The 18,780-nt window shown below is 43.4% G+C and carries 11 protein-coding genes; 1 reads left to right on the forward strand and 10 read right to left on the reverse strand.

Annotated elements, in window-relative coordinates; all coding sequences use genetic code 11:
* Positions 1-3 precede the first annotated feature (3 nt).
* The 5 genes from A3841_RS09445 to A3841_RS09465 form a co-directional block, all read right to left on the reverse strand.
* The gene (locus tag A3841_RS09445; RefSeq protein WP_073852078.1) at positions 4-1,506 is read right to left on the reverse strand and encodes a tetratricopeptide repeat protein; all 1,503 of its coding nucleotides are present in this window, start codon (positions 1,504-1,506) and stop codon (positions 4-6) included.
* Complete coding sequence (locus tag A3841_RS09450; protein WP_073852079.1) at positions 1,496-3,619, reverse strand: ATP-dependent DNA helicase; 2,124 nt, start codon at positions 3,617-3,619, stop codon at positions 1,496-1,498. Before A3841_RS09450 ends, A3841_RS09445 begins: the two co-directional genes overlap by 11 nt.
* A gap of 76 nt (positions 3,620-3,695) precedes the next feature.
* Positions 3,696-5,663, reverse strand: a complete 1,968-nt coding sequence (locus A3841_RS09455) for a response regulator (RefSeq protein ID WP_073852080.1) — start codon at positions 5,661-5,663, stop codon at positions 3,696-3,698.
* A gap of 15 nt (positions 5,664-5,678) precedes the next feature.
* Positions 5,679-6,362, reverse strand: a complete 684-nt coding sequence (locus A3841_RS09460; RefSeq protein ID WP_073852081.1) for a hypothetical protein — start codon at positions 6,360-6,362, stop codon at positions 5,679-5,681.
* Positions 6,349-8,577 carry a reverse transcriptase domain-containing protein gene (locus A3841_RS09465; RefSeq protein ID WP_073852082.1) on the reverse strand — a complete coding sequence of 743 codons (2,229 nt, stop codon included), beginning with the start codon at positions 8,575-8,577 and terminating at the stop codon, positions 6,349-6,351. The genes A3841_RS09460 and A3841_RS09465 overlap by 14 nt, the downstream gene beginning before the upstream one ends.
* Before the next feature lie 429 nt (positions 8,578-9,006).
* On the opposite strand from A3841_RS09465, the gene A3841_RS09475 reads away from it, so the two are divergent.
* Positions 9,007-10,044: a helix-turn-helix transcriptional regulator gene (locus A3841_RS09475; RefSeq protein WP_073852084.1), complete on the forward strand. Its 1,038-nt coding sequence runs from the start codon at positions 9,007-9,009 to the stop codon at positions 10,042-10,044.
* Between the two features lie 3 nt (positions 10,045-10,047).
* On the opposite strand, the gene A3841_RS09480 is transcribed toward A3841_RS09475, so the two are convergent.
* The 5 genes from A3841_RS09480 to A3841_RS09500 form a co-directional block, all read right to left on the reverse strand.
* The gene (locus A3841_RS09480; RefSeq protein ID WP_073852085.1) at positions 10,048-10,734 is read right to left on the reverse strand and encodes a M48 family metallopeptidase; all 687 of its coding nucleotides are present in this window, start codon (positions 10,732-10,734) and stop codon (positions 10,048-10,050) included.
* On the reverse strand, positions 10,703-13,972 hold the full coding sequence (locus tag A3841_RS09485) for a type I restriction endonuclease subunit R (RefSeq protein ID WP_073852086.1): 3,270 nt from the start codon (positions 13,970-13,972) through the stop codon (positions 10,703-10,705). Before A3841_RS09485 ends, A3841_RS09480 begins: the two co-directional genes overlap by 32 nt.
* A gap of 5 nt (positions 13,973-13,977) precedes the next feature.
* The gene (locus A3841_RS09490) at positions 13,978-14,898 is read right to left on the reverse strand and encodes a hypothetical protein (protein ID WP_073852087.1); all 921 of its coding nucleotides are present in this window, start codon (positions 14,896-14,898) and stop codon (positions 13,978-13,980) included.
* Positions 14,899-15,035: 137 nt separating this feature from the next.
* Positions 15,036-16,298, reverse strand: a complete 1,263-nt coding sequence (locus tag A3841_RS09495; protein WP_073852088.1) for a restriction endonuclease subunit S — start codon at positions 16,296-16,298, stop codon at positions 15,036-15,038.
* Positions 16,291-18,684, reverse strand: a complete 2,394-nt coding sequence (locus A3841_RS09500; protein ID WP_073852089.1) for a type I restriction-modification system subunit M — start codon at positions 18,682-18,684, stop codon at positions 16,291-16,293. The genes A3841_RS09495 and A3841_RS09500 overlap by 8 nt, the downstream gene beginning before the upstream one ends.
* Between the last annotated feature and the right edge of the window lie 96 nt (positions 18,685-18,780).

Below are 18,780 nucleotides of genomic sequence, written 5' to 3' on the forward strand. Positions count from 1 at the left end.
ATATTAATCTATACTTATTAACTTCCAGCCCCACTGTCCCTTCTTAGGATCGAAGGATTTCATTGCTTGTCCTTTGATGGTCATGCCAGCAGCCAGCTTATTCTTACTCACGACCGTAGGGTGGAGGAATACATCGCCTACGAAGCCAAACTCCTTGCCTTCTGCAATTCTTACTTCACCCTCCACCTCCTTAAAGAACTGCTGCTTTAGTCTTTCATCGGTGCCCTTTGAGGCTGTGAATACTTTGTGCAGCCCGTCTTTGCTTCCACTCTGGAAACGTACATTTAGGGTGTCTCCAACGCGTACCTTGTCAATGAGTCGGTCATACTTAAAGAAGCCCTGCTTGTCCTCAGAAGCTGTGAAATTCAGCATCTTCTTATCTGAGTTGACAAAGGTTACAAGCACACTCTCTTCCTCAACATCGCTGTACAGGAGGTTATCTGCCACATGAGTGTATCTCTTGTAGAAGTCATGGTTAGATTTTTTTGCAATAGCTCGCTTATACCATTCGGTCTTCTGCCAGCCTGTGAGAGTGTTGGATATAGACCAGCCCTTAGCAGTCCTGGCAGCCACTATCTTCTCTATTTCAGTTCTGGCCTCGTTGTAAAGCTCCTTAGCAATAAAGATGGTGGCCATTTTCTGACGAAGACTCACAAGCATTTCTTCGGGGCTATTGCATGTCAAAGCGCGACAGTAGCATGCTAAGATTTTCTCCTCATCGCCCTTGAAGGCTTCGCTTAATACATCCCACACCCAAAAGTCATTCCTTTTCTTTTTAGCAAAGGGAAGAATAGCAGAGAGCAGGTTTTCTTCATCTCCTAAGGCTAACAATAACTTAGCCTTGTAATAAGCTGGGTACACATAGTTTGGATAGCTCTCCACTATCTGATCCAGCTTGGGCATGAACGCCTCTACCTTCTCTTTGTTGAAGATTTCCTCTCCAAACATAGTATGCTTAGGCAAGAGTTGTTTGGAATAGGCAATATAGGCCTGCTCAGCAATTGCCATCATCTCTTTGCCATCAGGCATCTTGTCCTTCTGGTAATCCTCTTCTCTGAAGTTTTCCAGTCCCCACCAGTCAGCAAAAGCAATGTATTTATCTGTGTCCCTGTAGCCCTTATGGAATGCTTGAAATAGAGAGGTATACCACTTGGAGGGCTTTACCAGTGGAAGGGTACTTACTTTTGAAAATAGCGTATCCAGGCTACTCAAGTTTATGTTTTGGTGCCCGGTAATATGGCGGACAGCCTTAGCAATTACAATAGAGAGATTGTCATAAAGCATTTCCTCGCTTTCAGGCAGCTCGAGTGTTTCCAGTTCCTCCAGTTTTGCCAGAAACAGATTGAGGTTGCTTGCGGCCTTATCCAATTGGCTGTACAGTACCCAACTCAAGTTGCGTTTTGCCCACAGATTATTAGGCTCAGCTTCTAACTCAGCTTTAGCCATGGCATAGGCTTCTTCTAATCTTCCGGATTGGCGTAACTCTTTTATTTCTTTAGCAGGCATGCTGTGAGATTGTAGTTATTAATTGCTTTAGCTTTTCATCTTGCTCTCCCATAACAGACTTAGGGATAGCTCTTGTTAGCTGTGTCTTCCCATTGAAGTAGAATTGGATGTAAGAACTAACTGCAGAAGTTCTAAAGTAATAGGTAACATAATAATTCGCGCGAGATTCTATGATATTCGTTATAAACACTCCCGCTGTATTACAGCTTTCCTGTACAATGGAAAACAACTTCTCCAGGTTCGGGTGTGATGGGGTATAATCAACCCTGAACTGCCTTTCATAAGGTTGATTAATGATAGATAAAAGACTTTTTGCTTCTTCTGTTTCTGTTCCAAACAGAACGAAATCACTGAAAATGCCTGCCCCATCATGTGTTGCCTGGGCACGCAGTTCCTTGCCATCTACTCTGAAAAAATAAATCTCCATGTATGGTTTAGAATCAACCATATCAAGGGAAAAATGAGTGTCGGCGATTTTTTCAACTATCTCATGATACTTTAAACTCTTACAAGCATGAGAGTTTGCAGGATGGAAAGGAGAAGAAGGTATATTGTTAAACTGGATCGCCTCACTCGGCACTTTCCCAATTGGGCCAATAGGGGAAAAGGCAAGTTTGCTGAACGCCGTAAAATAAGGTGGATTAATATTGTAGCACTTGTCCTTTGCCCTGGTAATAGCTGTATAAGACCAGCGGAGTTGAGCATCCTTCAGCCCCGTGCGACCATAGTAGTCCACAAATACTGTGTCCCATTCACCGCCTTGAGACTTATGACATGTGATGGCATAGCCGTACTTGATACGCAGGGCATTGAAGTAAGGATCAGCCTTTAGCTGGTTCCGAAACTCCTCCGATCCTTCTCTACATGTAGCCAATCCCTGATCTTTTCTTCGTCTTTGTTCATCATTGAATCTAATAACAAAGTTGATGTACAGCGCCTTGAGTTCTGTTATTGTCAGGTCCGCCGCAGTGTTGTTCAAAAGGCTGTCAAAGACTTTGCACTTGATGTCTTCCGAGTGATTAGGAAGCTTGATAACGATGTCACGAAAAGTTAAGGTAACGGTTTTTTTTACCTTTTCGCGACCTTCCGTTACATAAACTGGAGCTGATTGTGTATCGAGCCTCTCAGATACTGCTATAACTTGAGCCATATCTCCGTTATAGAGTTCTGTACCGTAGGTATGGTAGTTATTGTTATTGATCAGTATAACATCACCAGCAACAATGTCCCGACAGGACGGGAATATCTTTTCACGGATAGCTCTGTTGTATGAAAGACATTGGGCATTACTAAAAGAGATTATCACCCCGTTACCTACTTCAGGAAGCGGGAAGTGATTAGTGTATCTTTCCGCTATCTCCTCAGCACTAGCTTTAACAAAATGCTTGTTATCGAAATCTAATTCTAGCTCAGTCCTGTCAGGGATTGCCATCAGATCTCTGAATTTCGCGGCATTGCGAAGGATAGGGTTCTCGGCTGCCTGGCGCATCACGGTCTTCATCTCAGCCTCGACCACCGTAATCTGGCGCTCTTCAAAAAAGCTCTTCTCGAATGCTAAGGATGTAGGATCAGTTACTGGTGGTAGCTGTGCCGGATCACCAACGAAAATTATTTTGTTCTTGGTGGTCTTGATCTTTGAATAGGTGAGCAGGTCTGACAGCAAATGTCCTGTGCCAAAGGTGAAGAGCTCATGCTGAACCTTCTTCTCTGCAATCATTGAAGCTTCATCCACAATAATGACTCTTCCTTCTTCTATCTCATCTTTTATTGGGAAATAGTAGTGGTAAGACTTTTCTGCGACATCCTCTGAATCAACTTCTTTTAACTGTAGCTTCTCAAAGTTATAAACGCCCCGATGTATGGTCATTCCACGACCGGTTCTATCACGCAGCACCTTGGCAGCTCTGCCAGTTGGAGCCAGCATGGCAAAATCTTTCCCTATAACTTTTAGGTGTGCTACTAATCCTTTCAATATAGTAGTCTTACCGCTTCCAGCATACCCTTTCAACATGAAGACTTGACTGTCGCTAGTCAGAAAGGATTCAATCCTTTCTAAAGCTGTTCTTTGGTCATCACTGAGTAAAAGTTGTTGGAAGTGGTAAAATATGCTCATGTTTTATCGATTACAAAACAAAGGTATAGAGCAAGTGTGCAGTCAATATGCACAAGTAAATAAGCATTGGTTATTTCTAAAATGTAATCTCTGCCTCTTTTCCAGTTAGAAGGAACTCAATTAGTTCGAATAATTTTTTTATGTCTCTGTCTGGAGTAATATTGGAAGCCCCACTACTTCTCTTGTCCTCTTCGGTTTGTCTAAAATATACTTCTGATGTTTCCCCATGAGTAAGGTATAAATGATTTCTAACTTCAGTTAGCTCCTTTAGATTGACTAAGTAGCTGTCCTTTTTTGCACTAGATTTAAGAGTATTCTTATTTAAGATAAGAAATGCTATCTGATTACTTAATTCTTTGTGAAATGTCTGACGATTGGAAGTTGAACCATTCCTATAAAACGGTGAAACTTTACTGTTGTATTCTAATGCACACTCTACTCCAGCGCTAGTTAATTTAAAATACTCTCTACCTCTTGCATTTCTTCTGGTTTTAGGTGTTCCGTCATGATCGCTAAAGCCTTCAAACACAAATTCATGCTTTAAGAAGTATTCTGATTGGTTTTTTATGATCCAATTAAAGCCTGGTATTGGCGTTATACTAACTGTCTCCCCAGGATGCTTTTGGATTGGATTTAAGTCTTGATCAAAAAGTGTTAGTGGCGTTCTGTCATCTTTCTCGTAATAAGCTTCTTGGATTTCGTTTAAGATGCTCCATAAGGTAATGAAGGCTAATTCATAATCAGAGTAGTAAAACGTTGCTTTGTCATACTCCCATTGTTCATAACCCTTCTTTAGAAGACCATAGAACATTTTAAAACGTTCTACTATTCGTGCTTTTATTCTTTTAGGGGAATTTTCAATTGTATTGAAATGATTATCTGATAAGATATGCTGGATAGCAGACCAGTAAGGCTTCAAAATTTTATACTTCTCACTAATGAACTGAATGGTTTCTTTGAAGTCATTGTAGTTTCTAACACTATATTCTTGGTCCCGAAAGTATATTGGTGATTCCTTTACATACATTGCATCTGCTCCAGATTCAAGAATTAGATCTAAGTTCCAAGCTTTATCAGAAGCTGTAAAAATGATTACTGGGATTTGGGGAAATTTTGACTTAATGAATTTTAAGGTTCTAATTGAAGATGTACTATCTACTTTTCCTTTATCAAGATAGAGGTCTAGAAATATCAAGTCATAGTTGCAAAACTTTTCAGGTGTGATGTTTTGCCATGCAAGTACTTCACTTGTAGATATTCTCTTATCTACATTGCAGGATAAGATAAGGCTTATTAATTCCTGCCACCCATTATCTGCATTATCGTCAATCAATAAAACATTATTGAATAAGCCACAAAGTGAAGAGTCAGTTGTTTTATTGGAAATTTCTACCAGAAGCTTGGATATATACTTGAAGTATAGGTGTTTAGGGTAATTAAACTGAATTGAATCCAATAATCCGAAATTTGATGCAAGCCGCATAGCGCCCCATTCGTTTGTAGACTGATGGCGGTTGTCATTAGGAGTCTTTAAATTTATTCCATTAAAAGACCCTCCCTTTAGTTTGCGTAGTTCGTTGTTAATAGCAGGCTGTGACACACCGGTTATTTTATCAGAGACTACTGTAAAAATCTGGTCATGCCTTCTGAAGTAAAAACCTTCGGTGTGAAAGAAATTTATAACTGAAGACTCCTTAATTGACGGGTCTTCTAAATAGAGATCACTTGCATCTGTGAGAATTATAGGCACATTACTGAGGTTGCAATTAGTGTAAGTGCTGCATCTAATGTGTCCAGCTAGATTGATGGCTCTTACCCAACCACTTCCACCTAAATTCTTATCAATAACAATGGATTTAACATCTTTATAATCTGTCAGGTCTAGAGATTCAGAAATTAAGCTGGTATAATATTCTTCTCTATTATTTAAATACAGATAATTGCTAGGTTCCTGCCTCAAAAGATGATCTTCAACATCTATAGGTAAGAAGAAGTCAGACTTAAATTGCAGGGACGAGTTTGACAGGTGTATAAGTATATTCATCAAATAAGATAAGGATTAGCTGTTTTCTACTAAATCTTCAAGGGCCTCAATTATTTCATCCAGAGACATAGCTTCAAACCTTTTCGAGACTGATTCTATATCATCATAGTTATATAGCGTTAATAGATCTCGGAAGGACTTAGAATAAACAGCTTCTGTTGTGGAGGATTCAAGCTTATCCATTATATCATGTAACAGCTCATATCCTCTGTCTTTGAAGGGAGGTATATCTGAATTATATAGATATTTGATTCTAAACTCCCCAAACATGAAGAAGCTATCAATAAATGAGGAAAGGTTGGTGTAGTACTGTCTTCTCAGAACTTCATAATAAAAAATATCAGTCGCTATAGACGGATCTACCTGAGTGCGCAAGGGAGTACTTGAATCAGGCTTACTGCCTGAGAATAGAACAACTTTTGATGTGCTGGATAATTCTTTTATCAGCACTGGCAAAAGTCCATCAGGTAATAGAGGGTCATTGAAACTATCATGTATAAATATATAGCTAAAGTTTTTAAAGCTTGAAAGCAAGACTACTTCATCTTCATTGTCAGCAGCCTTCCATAGATATTTAGTGTCTGAATGATATTCAACTCTTTCTTTTTGTTCTGGATTAAGCAAATCTAAGACAGAATATGTACTGTAGTCCTCACTAGATGCTTTATCGTCGACTATAATGATTCTATCTAACATCATAAAATCTTAAAACATGTTTAAAGCCCCCCACAGGGTTACTTAGAGGTTCAATTTCAACTGACTCAGACCCGAGCCGTCTTGCAATAAGCAAATTAATTCGCTTAGGTGGTTCGGCTGTAAAGTCACACTCTATGAACCAATCACATAGGTTCCTGAAGTCCTGCTTGAAAGCTGTTGATTCCTTGTAGAAATGTAGAAGTAAATCACTATCAATTGTTGCCTTACTATTCTTATCCAGAATACTTACTTCTATAAACTTATGTCCATCTGCATCACCCTTCTCAGCTTTAACTAAAACTTCTTTATCATCAACATGCTTGAGGCTTTCCCCATGAATGTTTGAGTGGTCAGCTATGCATTGGAAAATGTGTCTTAACCCTCTGTATATTAGTGGCTGCCAAGTGAAAAAGCCTGACCTGATGTTGAAAGCTCGCTCATCGGGTAAAAACTCAATACAGTCTTGAGGTATTTTTTGATCAATAGCAATATTTAAAATGTCCTGATGAAGTTTACTGTACTCGCTACCACTGCCATATCTGTACTTTTTCTTGAATTTTTTAGCAAATTCAGTATACTTCTCATCATTATTAAAAGGATGCTTACCTGTTTCTTTATAAAAAGGTATACCTTCAGATTCAAAAAGGTTAATTAATTGTATAACCTCACTCTGTATACCAACATTAATATACTCTATGTTAGAAACCCTCTCTTGTTTATAATGATATATAAAATTAGGATGACTTTTAACTTTTGAAATTATATCATCCACGATCTCATCGGATAGAATAACATCATGTACTAGTTCTTTGAAGCCACTTCCATCTGCAATTTTAAACTTCTTTAAGAAGCTTACTGTATGCATGGGATTGTGAGGTAATAGCTTCTTTGTAGGAGTTGTGCCTTCAATTACCAGTTTATTGTCAATCAGTAAAACATGTGGAAGGACTGTGTCTTTGGGAATATTTATCTCCCTGGTTAGTTTATCAGGAATAGAGGGTGAAGCAGAGTTCTCTACTACAATTTTGATAAAAGAGGAGTCTGATTCAGATGTTTCTGATATAGTACTAAATATAGTTAATTTGGTTTTTGCAGGCTCTTCCTTTCGCAAAAGATCATATCGCTCTGTTAGCTTTTGATAAACAGCACTATCACTACCTTTCACCATTTTGAGGTAGTCAAGCTTGCCCTTGATGACATTGGCCATATTAGGTTTACCTTTCTTTGTATAGCCCTTATCTACTTTGTACTGTTGTACAAAGTAGGAGTAAGCCCTGTCATAGCCATACTGTTCCCAGTAATAAAGCCACATGCGTAGCTGCTTAATGTACCGCTTGGGCACACTCGCATGTTCATTAACCACTATACCGGTTACTTCCTGGCGGTAACCTCTCTTTTGCAGGCGAGTTTTACTTGGCTTAACATGAAAGTTCTGAGCAGCAATAATTCGATGAAGCTCATTCAAGAACTCACCACCTTCATGGTAAACATTATGCTGAGAGCTAAAGGTAATGTCATCAGCATAGCGGCTGTACTTCAGGTTAAAGCGCTTGGCTACAGCACTGAGATAAAAGTCTAGCTGTTGACAGATGATGTTAGTAAGAGTGGGAGACGTTGGGGCACCTTGAGGTAATACGTTCCTAACGTCTTTCTGCCATGATCCATCTGGCTGAAGACGCTCTACCTCCAGCTGATGACAGCAGAGGGAGGCTATCATATTAGCTAGCTCAAGCCTGCCGCTTTTCTCGTTTAGGTTGAACGGAGGAAACTTTAGCCTGCCCCAAACACGGGCCTGGTCAATGCTCGGGAAGAAATCTTTTAAGTCAAGGTTGTAAACATAGATGCTGTTGGTATGCAACTTTGCATTATCTACGATAGACTTACCTGGAACAAAACCAGTTGCAGCTTTATGCTGGTGTTGAGCATAAACGATTTGTAGTAGCAAGTTAAGGCATTTCTGAATAGCCTTCAATCCTTTAGAAGGGGCATGAATGGTCCTGTTAGCTCCAGACTTCTTTTTGATTGTAAAAGCTGTGTAGCGGTTCTTGCTGACTTGTGGGTTGCTATGGTAATTGAGGTGCTTTAAAGTAAAAGGAACGGCCTTATCACCATATATGATAACTTTAGCATAATTCAGAAGACCCACAAAGTCTTCTTTGCTCTTCATGCTGCTGAAGCTGGAAAGGATGTACTGGCTCTGTTCTTCTTTGATACTCATCTTGATAGCTAAAATGCTCCTGAATGCCTGCTCGTGTTTTCTTTGTTTATGAGAAACTCGAAAAAAAGAATGAGGGGGAAAAAAACAGCATAACTGGTATACAAGAGTGGATAACAAAATGTATAACAGACTGGGCCTCAACTTTAACAACAAAACTGGTCTACAATGACCAAATTGTTGCTTTCATCCCATATTGCTATGGGACACCAGCCGATTTTCACACAGGATTGCTCCTGCATGACAGCTGGCAAAAATCAAAATCTTAGAGCAGGCATTCAAAGAACATGTTGCAAAGTAAATATAAAACTGTGCAGTACAACTGCACAAATGTAATGTCTTATTTTTATTTTGCAGATGGTTTGTAAAACATTACATCACAAAGAGAACAGGTCCCTGTGCAGCAGAGCTGCACTATTCTAAATAAAAGCCATGGCAAGAAATAAACATGCTGTAATTCGATATAAAGTACTGGATAGATGCTTTCGTAATCCAGGTAGGCGGTATTTTATCCAGGATCTTATTGATGAGTGCAATAAAGTTTTACTTGAGATTGATCCAGATTCTAAAGGCATAAGCCGTAGGCAGATATTTGAGGACATAGCTTTTATGGAGAGCAGTGAAGGTTATAGTATAGAGTTACATAAGCATAGAGAGAGCAAGAGGGTATACTACAGGTATGTTGACATTTCTTTCTCAATAGATAACTCACCCTTAAATGAAGTTGAAATAAATCAGCTCCGCAATGCTATGACCATTTTGGCTCAGTTTAAAGGTATGCCACAGTTTGAATATGTGCATGAGATACTGGCCAAGCTAAATCAGGGTATTGCGTTAAAACAGGAAGAGGATGTGATAATCGACTTCGACAATAATCTGTATTTAAAAGGTATTGAGCTATTAGGGGAGCTGCATAATGCTATCTTATATAAAAAGGTGCTGTGTGTGAGTTACCAACCTTTTGAGAATGATGCTCCTTACGATGTTATGATCCATCCTTATTACCTGAAGCAGTATAACAACAGGTGGTTTTTATTTGGTTACAACCCTGATGAGGGATTTTATAACTGGAATCTCGCACTTGATAGGATTGTGAGCATCACTGAGACTGATGGGAAGTATCACCCTAACACAGAAATTGATTGGTTTGAGTACTTTGATGAAATGATCGGCGTAACGAAACCTGTCGGAGCTACCACTGAGCCTGTGGTATTGCATTTAAACGGAAGAGCTGGGAAATATGTGATAAATAAACCTATTCATGGGTCTCAGCATGACAAGTGGCTCGCGCCTGATCTTCTGGAGGTAAAGCTGGATCTAGTTATCAATTTTGAATTTAAGCGACTTATCCTGTCTTATGGAAAGGATGTGGAAGTGATAAGCCCAGAGTGGCTAAAAGAGGAAACCATGGGCAATCTGAAAGCTGCCTTAGACCAGTACCAGCCAGTCGCGAAAACCGAAGGAGCTTAGTTTCTACAAATCCATCCCTGCTCCATTCACCCGCAGCCAGTTCTTCCGCTCCCGGTAATCCGGCAGTACTTTGTCTACCTCGTTCCAGAAAGCTTCAGAGTGATTGGCGTGGATCAGGTGGGCTAGTTCGTGCACGATGATGTAGTCGAGCACTTTGAGTGGGGCCATCATACACTTCCAGTGAAAGTTGAGGTCGCCTTTGGTGTTGCAGCTGGCCCAGCGGTTTTGCAGATCCATAATCTTGATTTCGCTGGTGGTGAGGCCCATCAGTTTTTCGTAGTAGCGCACGCGTTCTGGAATGCGCTTGGCGCCTTTCTCCTTGTAGTACTGCTTGAAGATTTGCTCAGCTTTAGGGGCATGCTTCTTCTGTAGCAGAAAATAACCATCTTTCAGTTTTAGCGGGGCTTCCTGCTTTTCTACTAACTCCAGCCTGTAATTACGACCTAAGTATAAGTAGCTTTCACCGTTTACAGGTTCGCGGGTTTTCTTTACCTGGTTCAGCTCTTCCAGCTCTGCCTGGTGCTTAAAGATAGAAGCGGCTTTACTGTCTACCAGTTCGTCGATTGCGGCATCCGACATCTCTTTGGGAGCCATCACCATTACCTCGCCGTCACGCTCTACATAGATACTGACTGTTTTGCGCTGGCTTCGCTTAAGATTATACTGGATCAGGTGCTTGCTGCTCTTCATGAATCAACTCGTTGTGTCTGCGCCTTGCCAGGTCCAGCAGGTCATTTATAATCTTACTCTCATGCTCAATCAAAGCTTCTACATCCGAAGAAATCAGGATGTCAGACAAGTCACCTTTAAGCAGGTCTATCTCGCTGCCCTTTTCCCAGAAGCTGGTAAACTTAATTGTGGCTCTCATCAGCTTTACCGCCAGCTTTAAAGTAGCTTTCGCTTTTTCTTCCTCTTCAGCTGATGGAGTCTTGCTCTTAAAGGCGGTCTGCATCATCAGGTCGTAGAAAGGGGCTTCGGTGGCAGAGAGCCCGGCTATACCTGCCTGCCGACCAGCTGCGGCTTCGTTGCGCAGGTCTTCCAGGGCTTTTACCATGGCATCCCAATCGTCGTGGTGTTGCTTCAGGAGTTTCTCCAGGCGCTCGCTCAGTTTGGTGTAAAAGGCTGGGTCATCATCTATGTTTACCTTGATGTGCTTACGGATGGCGTGCTCCATTTCCGAGGCTACGGCTTTGGGATTGCTGTTCTTCCTGGCTTCCTTGATGAAGTCTTTGGAGAGTAACTCTACTGGCGGGATCTTCGGGTTAATGCCCAGGCTGACAAGGTGCTCGTTGATAAGCTGGCGGATTTTCTCACCGGCACCTTCTATGTTGATGGTGTCGTCTTTGTAGCGGTTGCGGATCAGGATCTGCAGGTGGCCCAGTTGCTTGGCCGGTATGCGGTAGGGCGAAGCGGCAGGGCGTGGCAACACGATGTCCATACTCTCCATGAATTGCTTCAGGTATACATCGAAGCTGGAGCGGAACTTAATGTCTGCGGCCAGTTCTATGCATTGCTCCTGTAGCTTGAGCAGGGTAGGAATGTCCTTTATCTGCTGGGTCAGGTATTTTTCGAAATTGGTTACTCCTTTGCCTTCGAAGAGCTGCACCAGCCTGCGGTAACGCGACTCCAGCACCGGTATCTCCGTCTCCACACCCTTCAGGTTCTCCATAATTTCCTGCACCTCGTTGGAGCCGTAAATGCTGAGGGCGCCCTGCAGGTTTTGGGTATTAGTGGCGTAGTCAATTACATAGCCACGGGTTTTGCCTTTGTAGGTACGGTTTACGCGAGCAATGGCCTGCAGCAGGTTGTGCTCCTTTAGCTTCTTGTCCAGGTACATCACCTGCTCGATAGGGGCATCGAAGCCTGTCAGCAGCATCTCGCATACTACCAGGAAGGCTATACCTGTTTCCGGTTTATCGTAGTCGAAGGCTTTCTTGAAGTTATCTACGGCGTTGGCGGCAGAAGCTTCTTTGCGGGCCTGCGTGATGATGGCTTCTTCGTTCGTGCCTTGCCCGGAAACTACGACGTATACCTGCAGGAATTCCAGCTTGTTGATCAGTTCTTCATCCGGATTGGCTTCTACTTTAAGCGCAGCCACTTTCTCCTGCAGCGCTTTTAGAAGCGCATCTTTGTAACGTACGGCTGCCAGCACCGAGCTGGTTACCACCTGTGCCTTAAAGCCGTTGGGCAGGATGTTTTCGGTGTAGTGATGTACAATATCACGGGCAACGGCTGCAACGTGCTCTTCAGCTTCACGAAGGTCGCTGCCTAAAGCATACCTGCGCTTGATCAGTTCTTTTTCTTTCTGCTCTTTGCTGCCGAAAGCTTCTTCAAATTTCTGATCTAATTCGCCCTTTTGATTGATAGCATTGTCGGGCTCGCGGCCCTCGTATAGGATGGGAATGGTGGCCCCGTCGTTTACGGCATCGCGCAGGCGGTACTGGTCTATGTAGCCGCCGAAGCGGTCGTGTGTTTTTTTCTTGTGGCGCTCTGTGATAAGCGGGGTACCGGTAAAGGCGATCTTGGTAGCATTCGGGAATGCCTCGAACAGGTTGTTGCCCAGGTCGCTGCTTTGCGTGCGGTGCGCCTCGTCTATCAGGATCAGGATCTTCTTGGATGGGTTTACCTCCCCGAATACGTTGAACTGCTTTAGCGGCTCTGCTGCCTGGCTCAGTATCTCGCCGGCTATATCTGTCAGCTTGTACTCCTTTGTCTGGAACTTGTGCATCATCACCATCACGGCGTTGCTAGTAGGGGTGGAGAGCTTCGGCTTTACGTCTTTTATACTTTCAATAAAGTCTATCTTCTCGCCGGTGAGCGTGGCGGTGACGCTGAGCTGATCTTCCAAGTCGGTGCGGTCGTTAACCAGCAGCACTTTGTAGTCGGCCAGCTTTGGTTCGGTGCGCAGTTTTTTAATGAGCATGACCATGGTTAAGCTCTTGCCGGAGCCCTGCGTGTGCCATACCACACCGGATCGCTCCATCGGCGTCTGACCTGTTTTAAGGCGCTCCACTATTTTACCCACGGCGCGGTACTGCTGATAGCGGCACACAATCTTGGCTTCTTTGCCTCCGCCTACGGACATAAACAAGGTAAAGCTGCGGACTATATCCAGCAGGGTAGTAGGCGGTAAAATGCCCTGCACCAGCCGTTCCTGACTGCGCTCCACATCCAGCGGCTTAATGTAGTTCTGGAAAGCTTCGGGGTAGATATACTTCCACTCAGAGAAGAACTGCTCATCGAGGCTGGTGATGGTGCCGTAGCAGGCTTTGTCGCCGTAGGTGGCTACGCAGATCTGGTTGTACCAGAACAGGCTTTCTTCGCCTTCCTTCAGGCCGGTGGCATGGGTAGAAGGGCGCTGGTTACTGTAGCGCTGCAGTTGCTTCATGGCCTCGTGCAGCGGGTTGGTAGTATAGGCGTTGGTATTCTTGCACTCCACTACTACCAGCGGCAGACCGTTCACGAATAGGACCACATCAGGGATGATACAGGCCTTAGCCAGCCCCGGTGTATCCACCTTAAACTGATTGATGGCAATGAAGCTGTTGCGCTCGAGATGGTCGAAATCTATGAGCTTGACAGGACGCGGATCGGCGGGGTCGTCGTGGTAATCGACGCGGAGACTGTTGTTGAGCAGCGCGTGCGTGAAGCTTTTGTTGGCTTCCAGCAGGTGCATGCGCCCGAAGTCGCTGATTTCGTTATAGAGTTCGTCTACCTGCTTCTCGCTTATCCAGGGCTGCCCCTTCTCATCCAGGTTTATACTTAGTAGAGCTTGCTTCAGCACGCCGGGCAGCAGCACTTCTTTAAAGTTGGTGCGCAGCGAAAGTGTAGCATCTGTAGGTATACCGGCAGGCTGCTCATATACTTGCCAGCCGAGGTGCTCCAGTTGCTTCAGGAAGGGTTGCTCTACTAAAGTATGTTCTGTCATAGCGGTTAAGAGTTAGGTTTTCTCTGTATAGCTGTCTTTGAGTTTTTGGTCGCTTTTGCCTTTAAGGGAATATTCGGCTTACTAGTAGTTATTAATGAATCTAACTTAATTACTGTAGTTCGGGTGTTTTGACTAATACTATCAAGCCTATTTAGTTTGTCTGAGACTTCAGTAATTTTGTTCTCCACAGACTTTACCTGCTCCGGGTTAAGGTCAAGTGGTTGACCCGAATTAGCGTAAGTTAAGTAAATAGAATATCCAGAAAGTAGCACACTTAATGCACCGACAACTATACTTACTGTAATTGCTTTGTTTGCTGTTTTGATACTGTCTTTGCCAACTTTGATACTTTGCTTGCCTATCTTAATGCTATCTCTTCCAACAATTAGACTATCATTTGCTAGCTTTATAGCTTCATCATGCTGGATTTCATCTTTAGTTTTGAAATCATTGTTTACTAAAGTAACTATACTCTGACTGATATAAACCTCCTTATAGAAGTACTCAATCAGTAGTTCAGTTAATTTCTTGTCTGATATAGGAAAAGGGTGTGGCCTTGGTGATGAATCAAGAGTAGGGAAAATTGAGACCTTCTCATCTGAGCCAGCAAAATCATATAGGAAAATAAAACCATTTTTTTCTAAGTAGTTAAGCAAAAAAATGATTTTAATTAATATTTCTGTTGAAGGCGCTACTCCCTTTATCATTTCATCCTTAGGAATCCATGCTCCAATATTAGAATCAAATTTTCCAAATTTGCTGTTGCTAAATAGAATCCAACTCTCTTTAGTATCCCTTCTGATTTTTAAAGCTCTGTCTTTATAGAAATCATCAAGTATGGCTGAAAAATTAATAGTAATACCACTTTCCTTGTATCTTTTTATCTTTCTTAGTATCTGTTTTTCTACTTCGTCGAATTCCCTCATTTTTCTTTATTCTTGCAATCTTTAAGTCATATTAAACCACTACCTGATCAACCAAAATGAGGTAGTTTCTGAGCGTCGATAACTGGTTTTTTCTTGTTTTAAGGAAAAACATAGCATTTAGAAATTATATTTCCTTACTAGCAAATAGCTTCCTCATCTACCTGCACACGTACTTTACCTGAAAGCAAATCTGACATTAAACCTTTCTTTAATTGCTGAAGTTTTTTCAGGTTCGTTGTTTCTTTATCTATGATTTCTGTATTGGCATTAAGAGTTTTGCTAATAGCTTTCTGCTCATCAGTATCAGGTAAAGGGAGTAACATTTTACCATACTCATTCCCGTTTATTCCTGGCTGTCCACTTCTCATACTCATAACCTGTACCCAATTCAAGTAAGCAGGTGTTTCTGTATAATACTTTAGAAATGAAGAGAGTAGAAGCGCAGGGTCAGGTGAGAATTTTATCAGGAATCCAGCGAAAACTAATGGGCCGTCTGCTGGATTGTAAAGGTAAGTCTTGCCTACTGTTGCTCCTGTTCTCGCAAAAACTATGTCACCAATAGATAATAAGTATTTGCTTGATTCAGGAGAATTAACTGAACGCTTATCCTCCTTCGCAAATTTCCCTTCATCTGTAATGTCCGTAATCCTTAAGTAGGTTGGTAAAGAGTGTGAGAATGGAACAGAAGCCGCATTTATACCATACTCTCCACTTCTAAAGCATTGATTGGCCAAAATGTCAACATCCCACTCCTTTGGAATCATACCCAGCGGAGAAGGTTTGTATAGTTCAGGAGCGTCTTGGTAGCGGGGGCGGAGTTTGCCTGTGGCTACGTCTATACCTCGGGTGAAAAGGTCTTGCATAAGCCCTTGCTTGATGGCTTTATACTTGGCAATGATGGCCTCTGTCTTCTCAATCTGCCCATCTACCTTCCGCAAAATTTTGGCTATTTTCTGCTGTACCCTAAGCTTAGGAATATCTACCTTTATTGTTGTTAGAAATTCAGGTTTGAATCTTACGTGGCTATTTGTAGAACCAATAGCATTAGACTCAAGCTGTTTGTAAAGATTGTCCTGTTGTAAATAGTAAAAGAAGTAAGTTGAATCAGCAGTTTCTTTAGGTCTTAAGACAACAAATTCTGTTGAGGAGACTCTTCTTTTTTCATCTTCGTGATTAGCTAACCAAACTCTTTTTATTCGTGGATTTAGCTTTGAAATCAATAGTGAACCAGCTTCTATTAAGAACTTATTACTTTCAATTTCTCTACCTAAGGCTATACTTGGCTTTCCATTTAAATCGAAATCTGGTAAGCTATAATAACAGAAAGCCTCATTAGGAAAGAAGTTTGGCTGTATTCCTTTCTTATCTATTTCTAAATAATCTTTAATACTCTTATTCATATCCCAACTCCACTAAAAAATCCTGTAAAATAGCCTGCTCTTCTTCTCTGCTGCTCAAAAGCTTCTTCATGTTCACCTGATACTTCTCAAACAGGTTTTCCAGCTGTGCCAGCACCTCCATTTGGTTCTGCTTCAGGTGCGTTTGCAGGCCAGCCCATAAAGTGTTTTGCCAACGCTGCAGTATTAGTTCTTCGGCATCGGCTGGTGTTATTTTCTGGCGGGCCATTTCTACCAGCTCGTCTTTCTTCTTCTCTATCGTGCTGATGTCGGCTTTCAGCGTCTTCAGCTCTTTGATTAGGGCCTCATGCTTTGCCACCAGCACTTTAATACTTTTATCGGTTTTGGCTTTTGCCTTCAGGTCTTTCAGCATACCCTTTGGCAGAGCGCCCCTTTCGCTGTTTTCCCAGTCGTAGTCTTCGCCTTCGGCTTCTTCCAGGGCGGCTTCTATCTCGGCTATGCGGGCCTTATACTGCTCTATCTTCACCAGCTGCTCCGGAAATTGCGAAGCCAGTATGTCGGCATCCGGTATAAGCTCTGGTCCCCAGCCGCTGACCGCCACCGATTTCAGGTCGCTGTTCAGGTCGCTCCAGAAGCCTGCAAAAGCACCGCGCAGCTGCGAGTCGCTTAGCATCGGCAAAGGCTGGAAGAACTCCACCAGCGATGTATACCCTTGCTGCTTTACCTTGTACAGCGGCTTACCGTTTGGCAGTTGCTGCAGCTCCTGCTGATACTGGCCCCACCACAGGCTAAACAGGTTGCTGTACTGTTGCAGCACCTCGGCCACACCCGTATGCGCCTCCACTAGTGGCTTTATACTTTCCTTCTCGCTGATGTGTGGGTGTAACTGCAGGTAATTTGGTTTCAGGTCGCAGAACAGGTCTTCTTTCAGGCCTTTATAGTGCACCATGCCGTTCTGTTTCAGCGTCTCCACTTCGCTGGCAGGTATGCCGCCGTTCAGGTGCGCGTGCACGTCGTGCGGCTCTGGGGCAGGGGAGTTGTCCACGTAGCGGCGGATGTTCAGGTTAAAGTCTTCCTGCGCCAGCTCCAGGTGTGAAACCAGTCGAGCGTACTTCTCCACCTGCTGGCGGTGGTGGTACACGTAGTTGATCTTCTCAATATCTTCGGGGCGTAGCTTGTTCTGGGCCTTGCCTTCTTTATACTCTTTGTCGGCATTGATGAACAGCACCTCTTTTCGGTCGGCGGCATCTTTCTTGTTTACCACCAGCACACAGGCAGGTATACCGGTGCCGTAGAACAGCCCCGGCGGCAGCCCGATCACGGCCTCCAGCAACCCGCTCTGCACCAGCCAGGTACGGCAGGCTTTCTCCTCACCGCCTCGGAACAGCACCCCGTGCGGCATCACCACCGCCATACGGCCCGAGGTTTTAAGCGTGCTTACCATGTGCTGCACAAACATAAAGTCGCCCTTCTTGCCGCTCTCCGGCATCCAGTACTTAAAGCGGTCTTTGTGCAGCATCTCCTTCGAACTGTAGTTCTGGCTGAACGGCGGGTTAGCGATGACTCGGTCGTAGCGGCGCAGCTCCCCGTTCTCCTGCAGGTGCTGCGGGTTCTTCAGCGTGTCTTCGTTGCGGATGTCGGCAGAGTAGAAGCCGTGCAGCAGCATGTTCATGCGGCAAAGCGCCCAGGTAGTGCCGTTCATCTCTTGCCCGTACAGCGCCAGGTCGCGGGTGTTGCCGCCCATTTCCTCCACATAGTTCTTACTCTGGATCAGCATACCGCCCGAGCCCACCGTAGGGTCGTAAATGCTCATGCCCTGTGCCGGCTCCAGTATGGTTACCAGCAGGCGCACCACCTCGGCAGGCGTATAGAACTCTCCGCCCTTCTTGCCCGCGCTGTCGGCAAAGTACTTGATCAGGTATTCATAGGCCGCACCCAGCAGGTCCGGAAACTCAAAGTCAGAGTCCTTCAACGGGATGTTCTCGAAGTGCTGGATAAACTCCACCAGCTTCGCATCGTCCATCGCCTTCTGACCGATCTTCTTGTTGTAGTTAATGCCTTTCAGCACATCCTGCAGGGTGTTGGGGTTGGCATCCTCAATGGCAGCCAGCGCCTTGTTCAGCGCCGTGCCCACGTCCTTCTTCAGGTGGCGGATGTTCTTCCATAGCGACTGCTCCGGTATGTAGAAGTTATACTTGTTAGGGTTGTCCAGCTGCTTTTGTATCAGCTCCTCGCTCCAGCCTTTCGCCTCGTACTCTTTCTTCAGGTTCGCTCTGTCCTCCTCAAACTTATCAGACAGACGCTTCAGGAATAGCATCCCGAAGATATGCTCCTTGAACTCAGAAGCATCCATGTTGCCACGCAGAATGTCGCATGCCTTGAGTAATAGGGATTCTAATTTGGGTAATGTAAGTTTATGTTTAGTCATTTTACTTTCACGCTTTATAGCGTGAAAGTAATGTAAATAAAGAAAAGTAAATAATTGATATTTTAGTGATTTATTGTATTATGTAGTGGTTAAGAC

It is taken from the genome of Pontibacter flavimaris, assembly GCF_001907195.1.
Taxonomy (GTDB): Bacteria; Bacteroidota; Bacteroidia; order Cytophagales; family Hymenobacteraceae; genus Pontibacter; species Pontibacter flavimaris.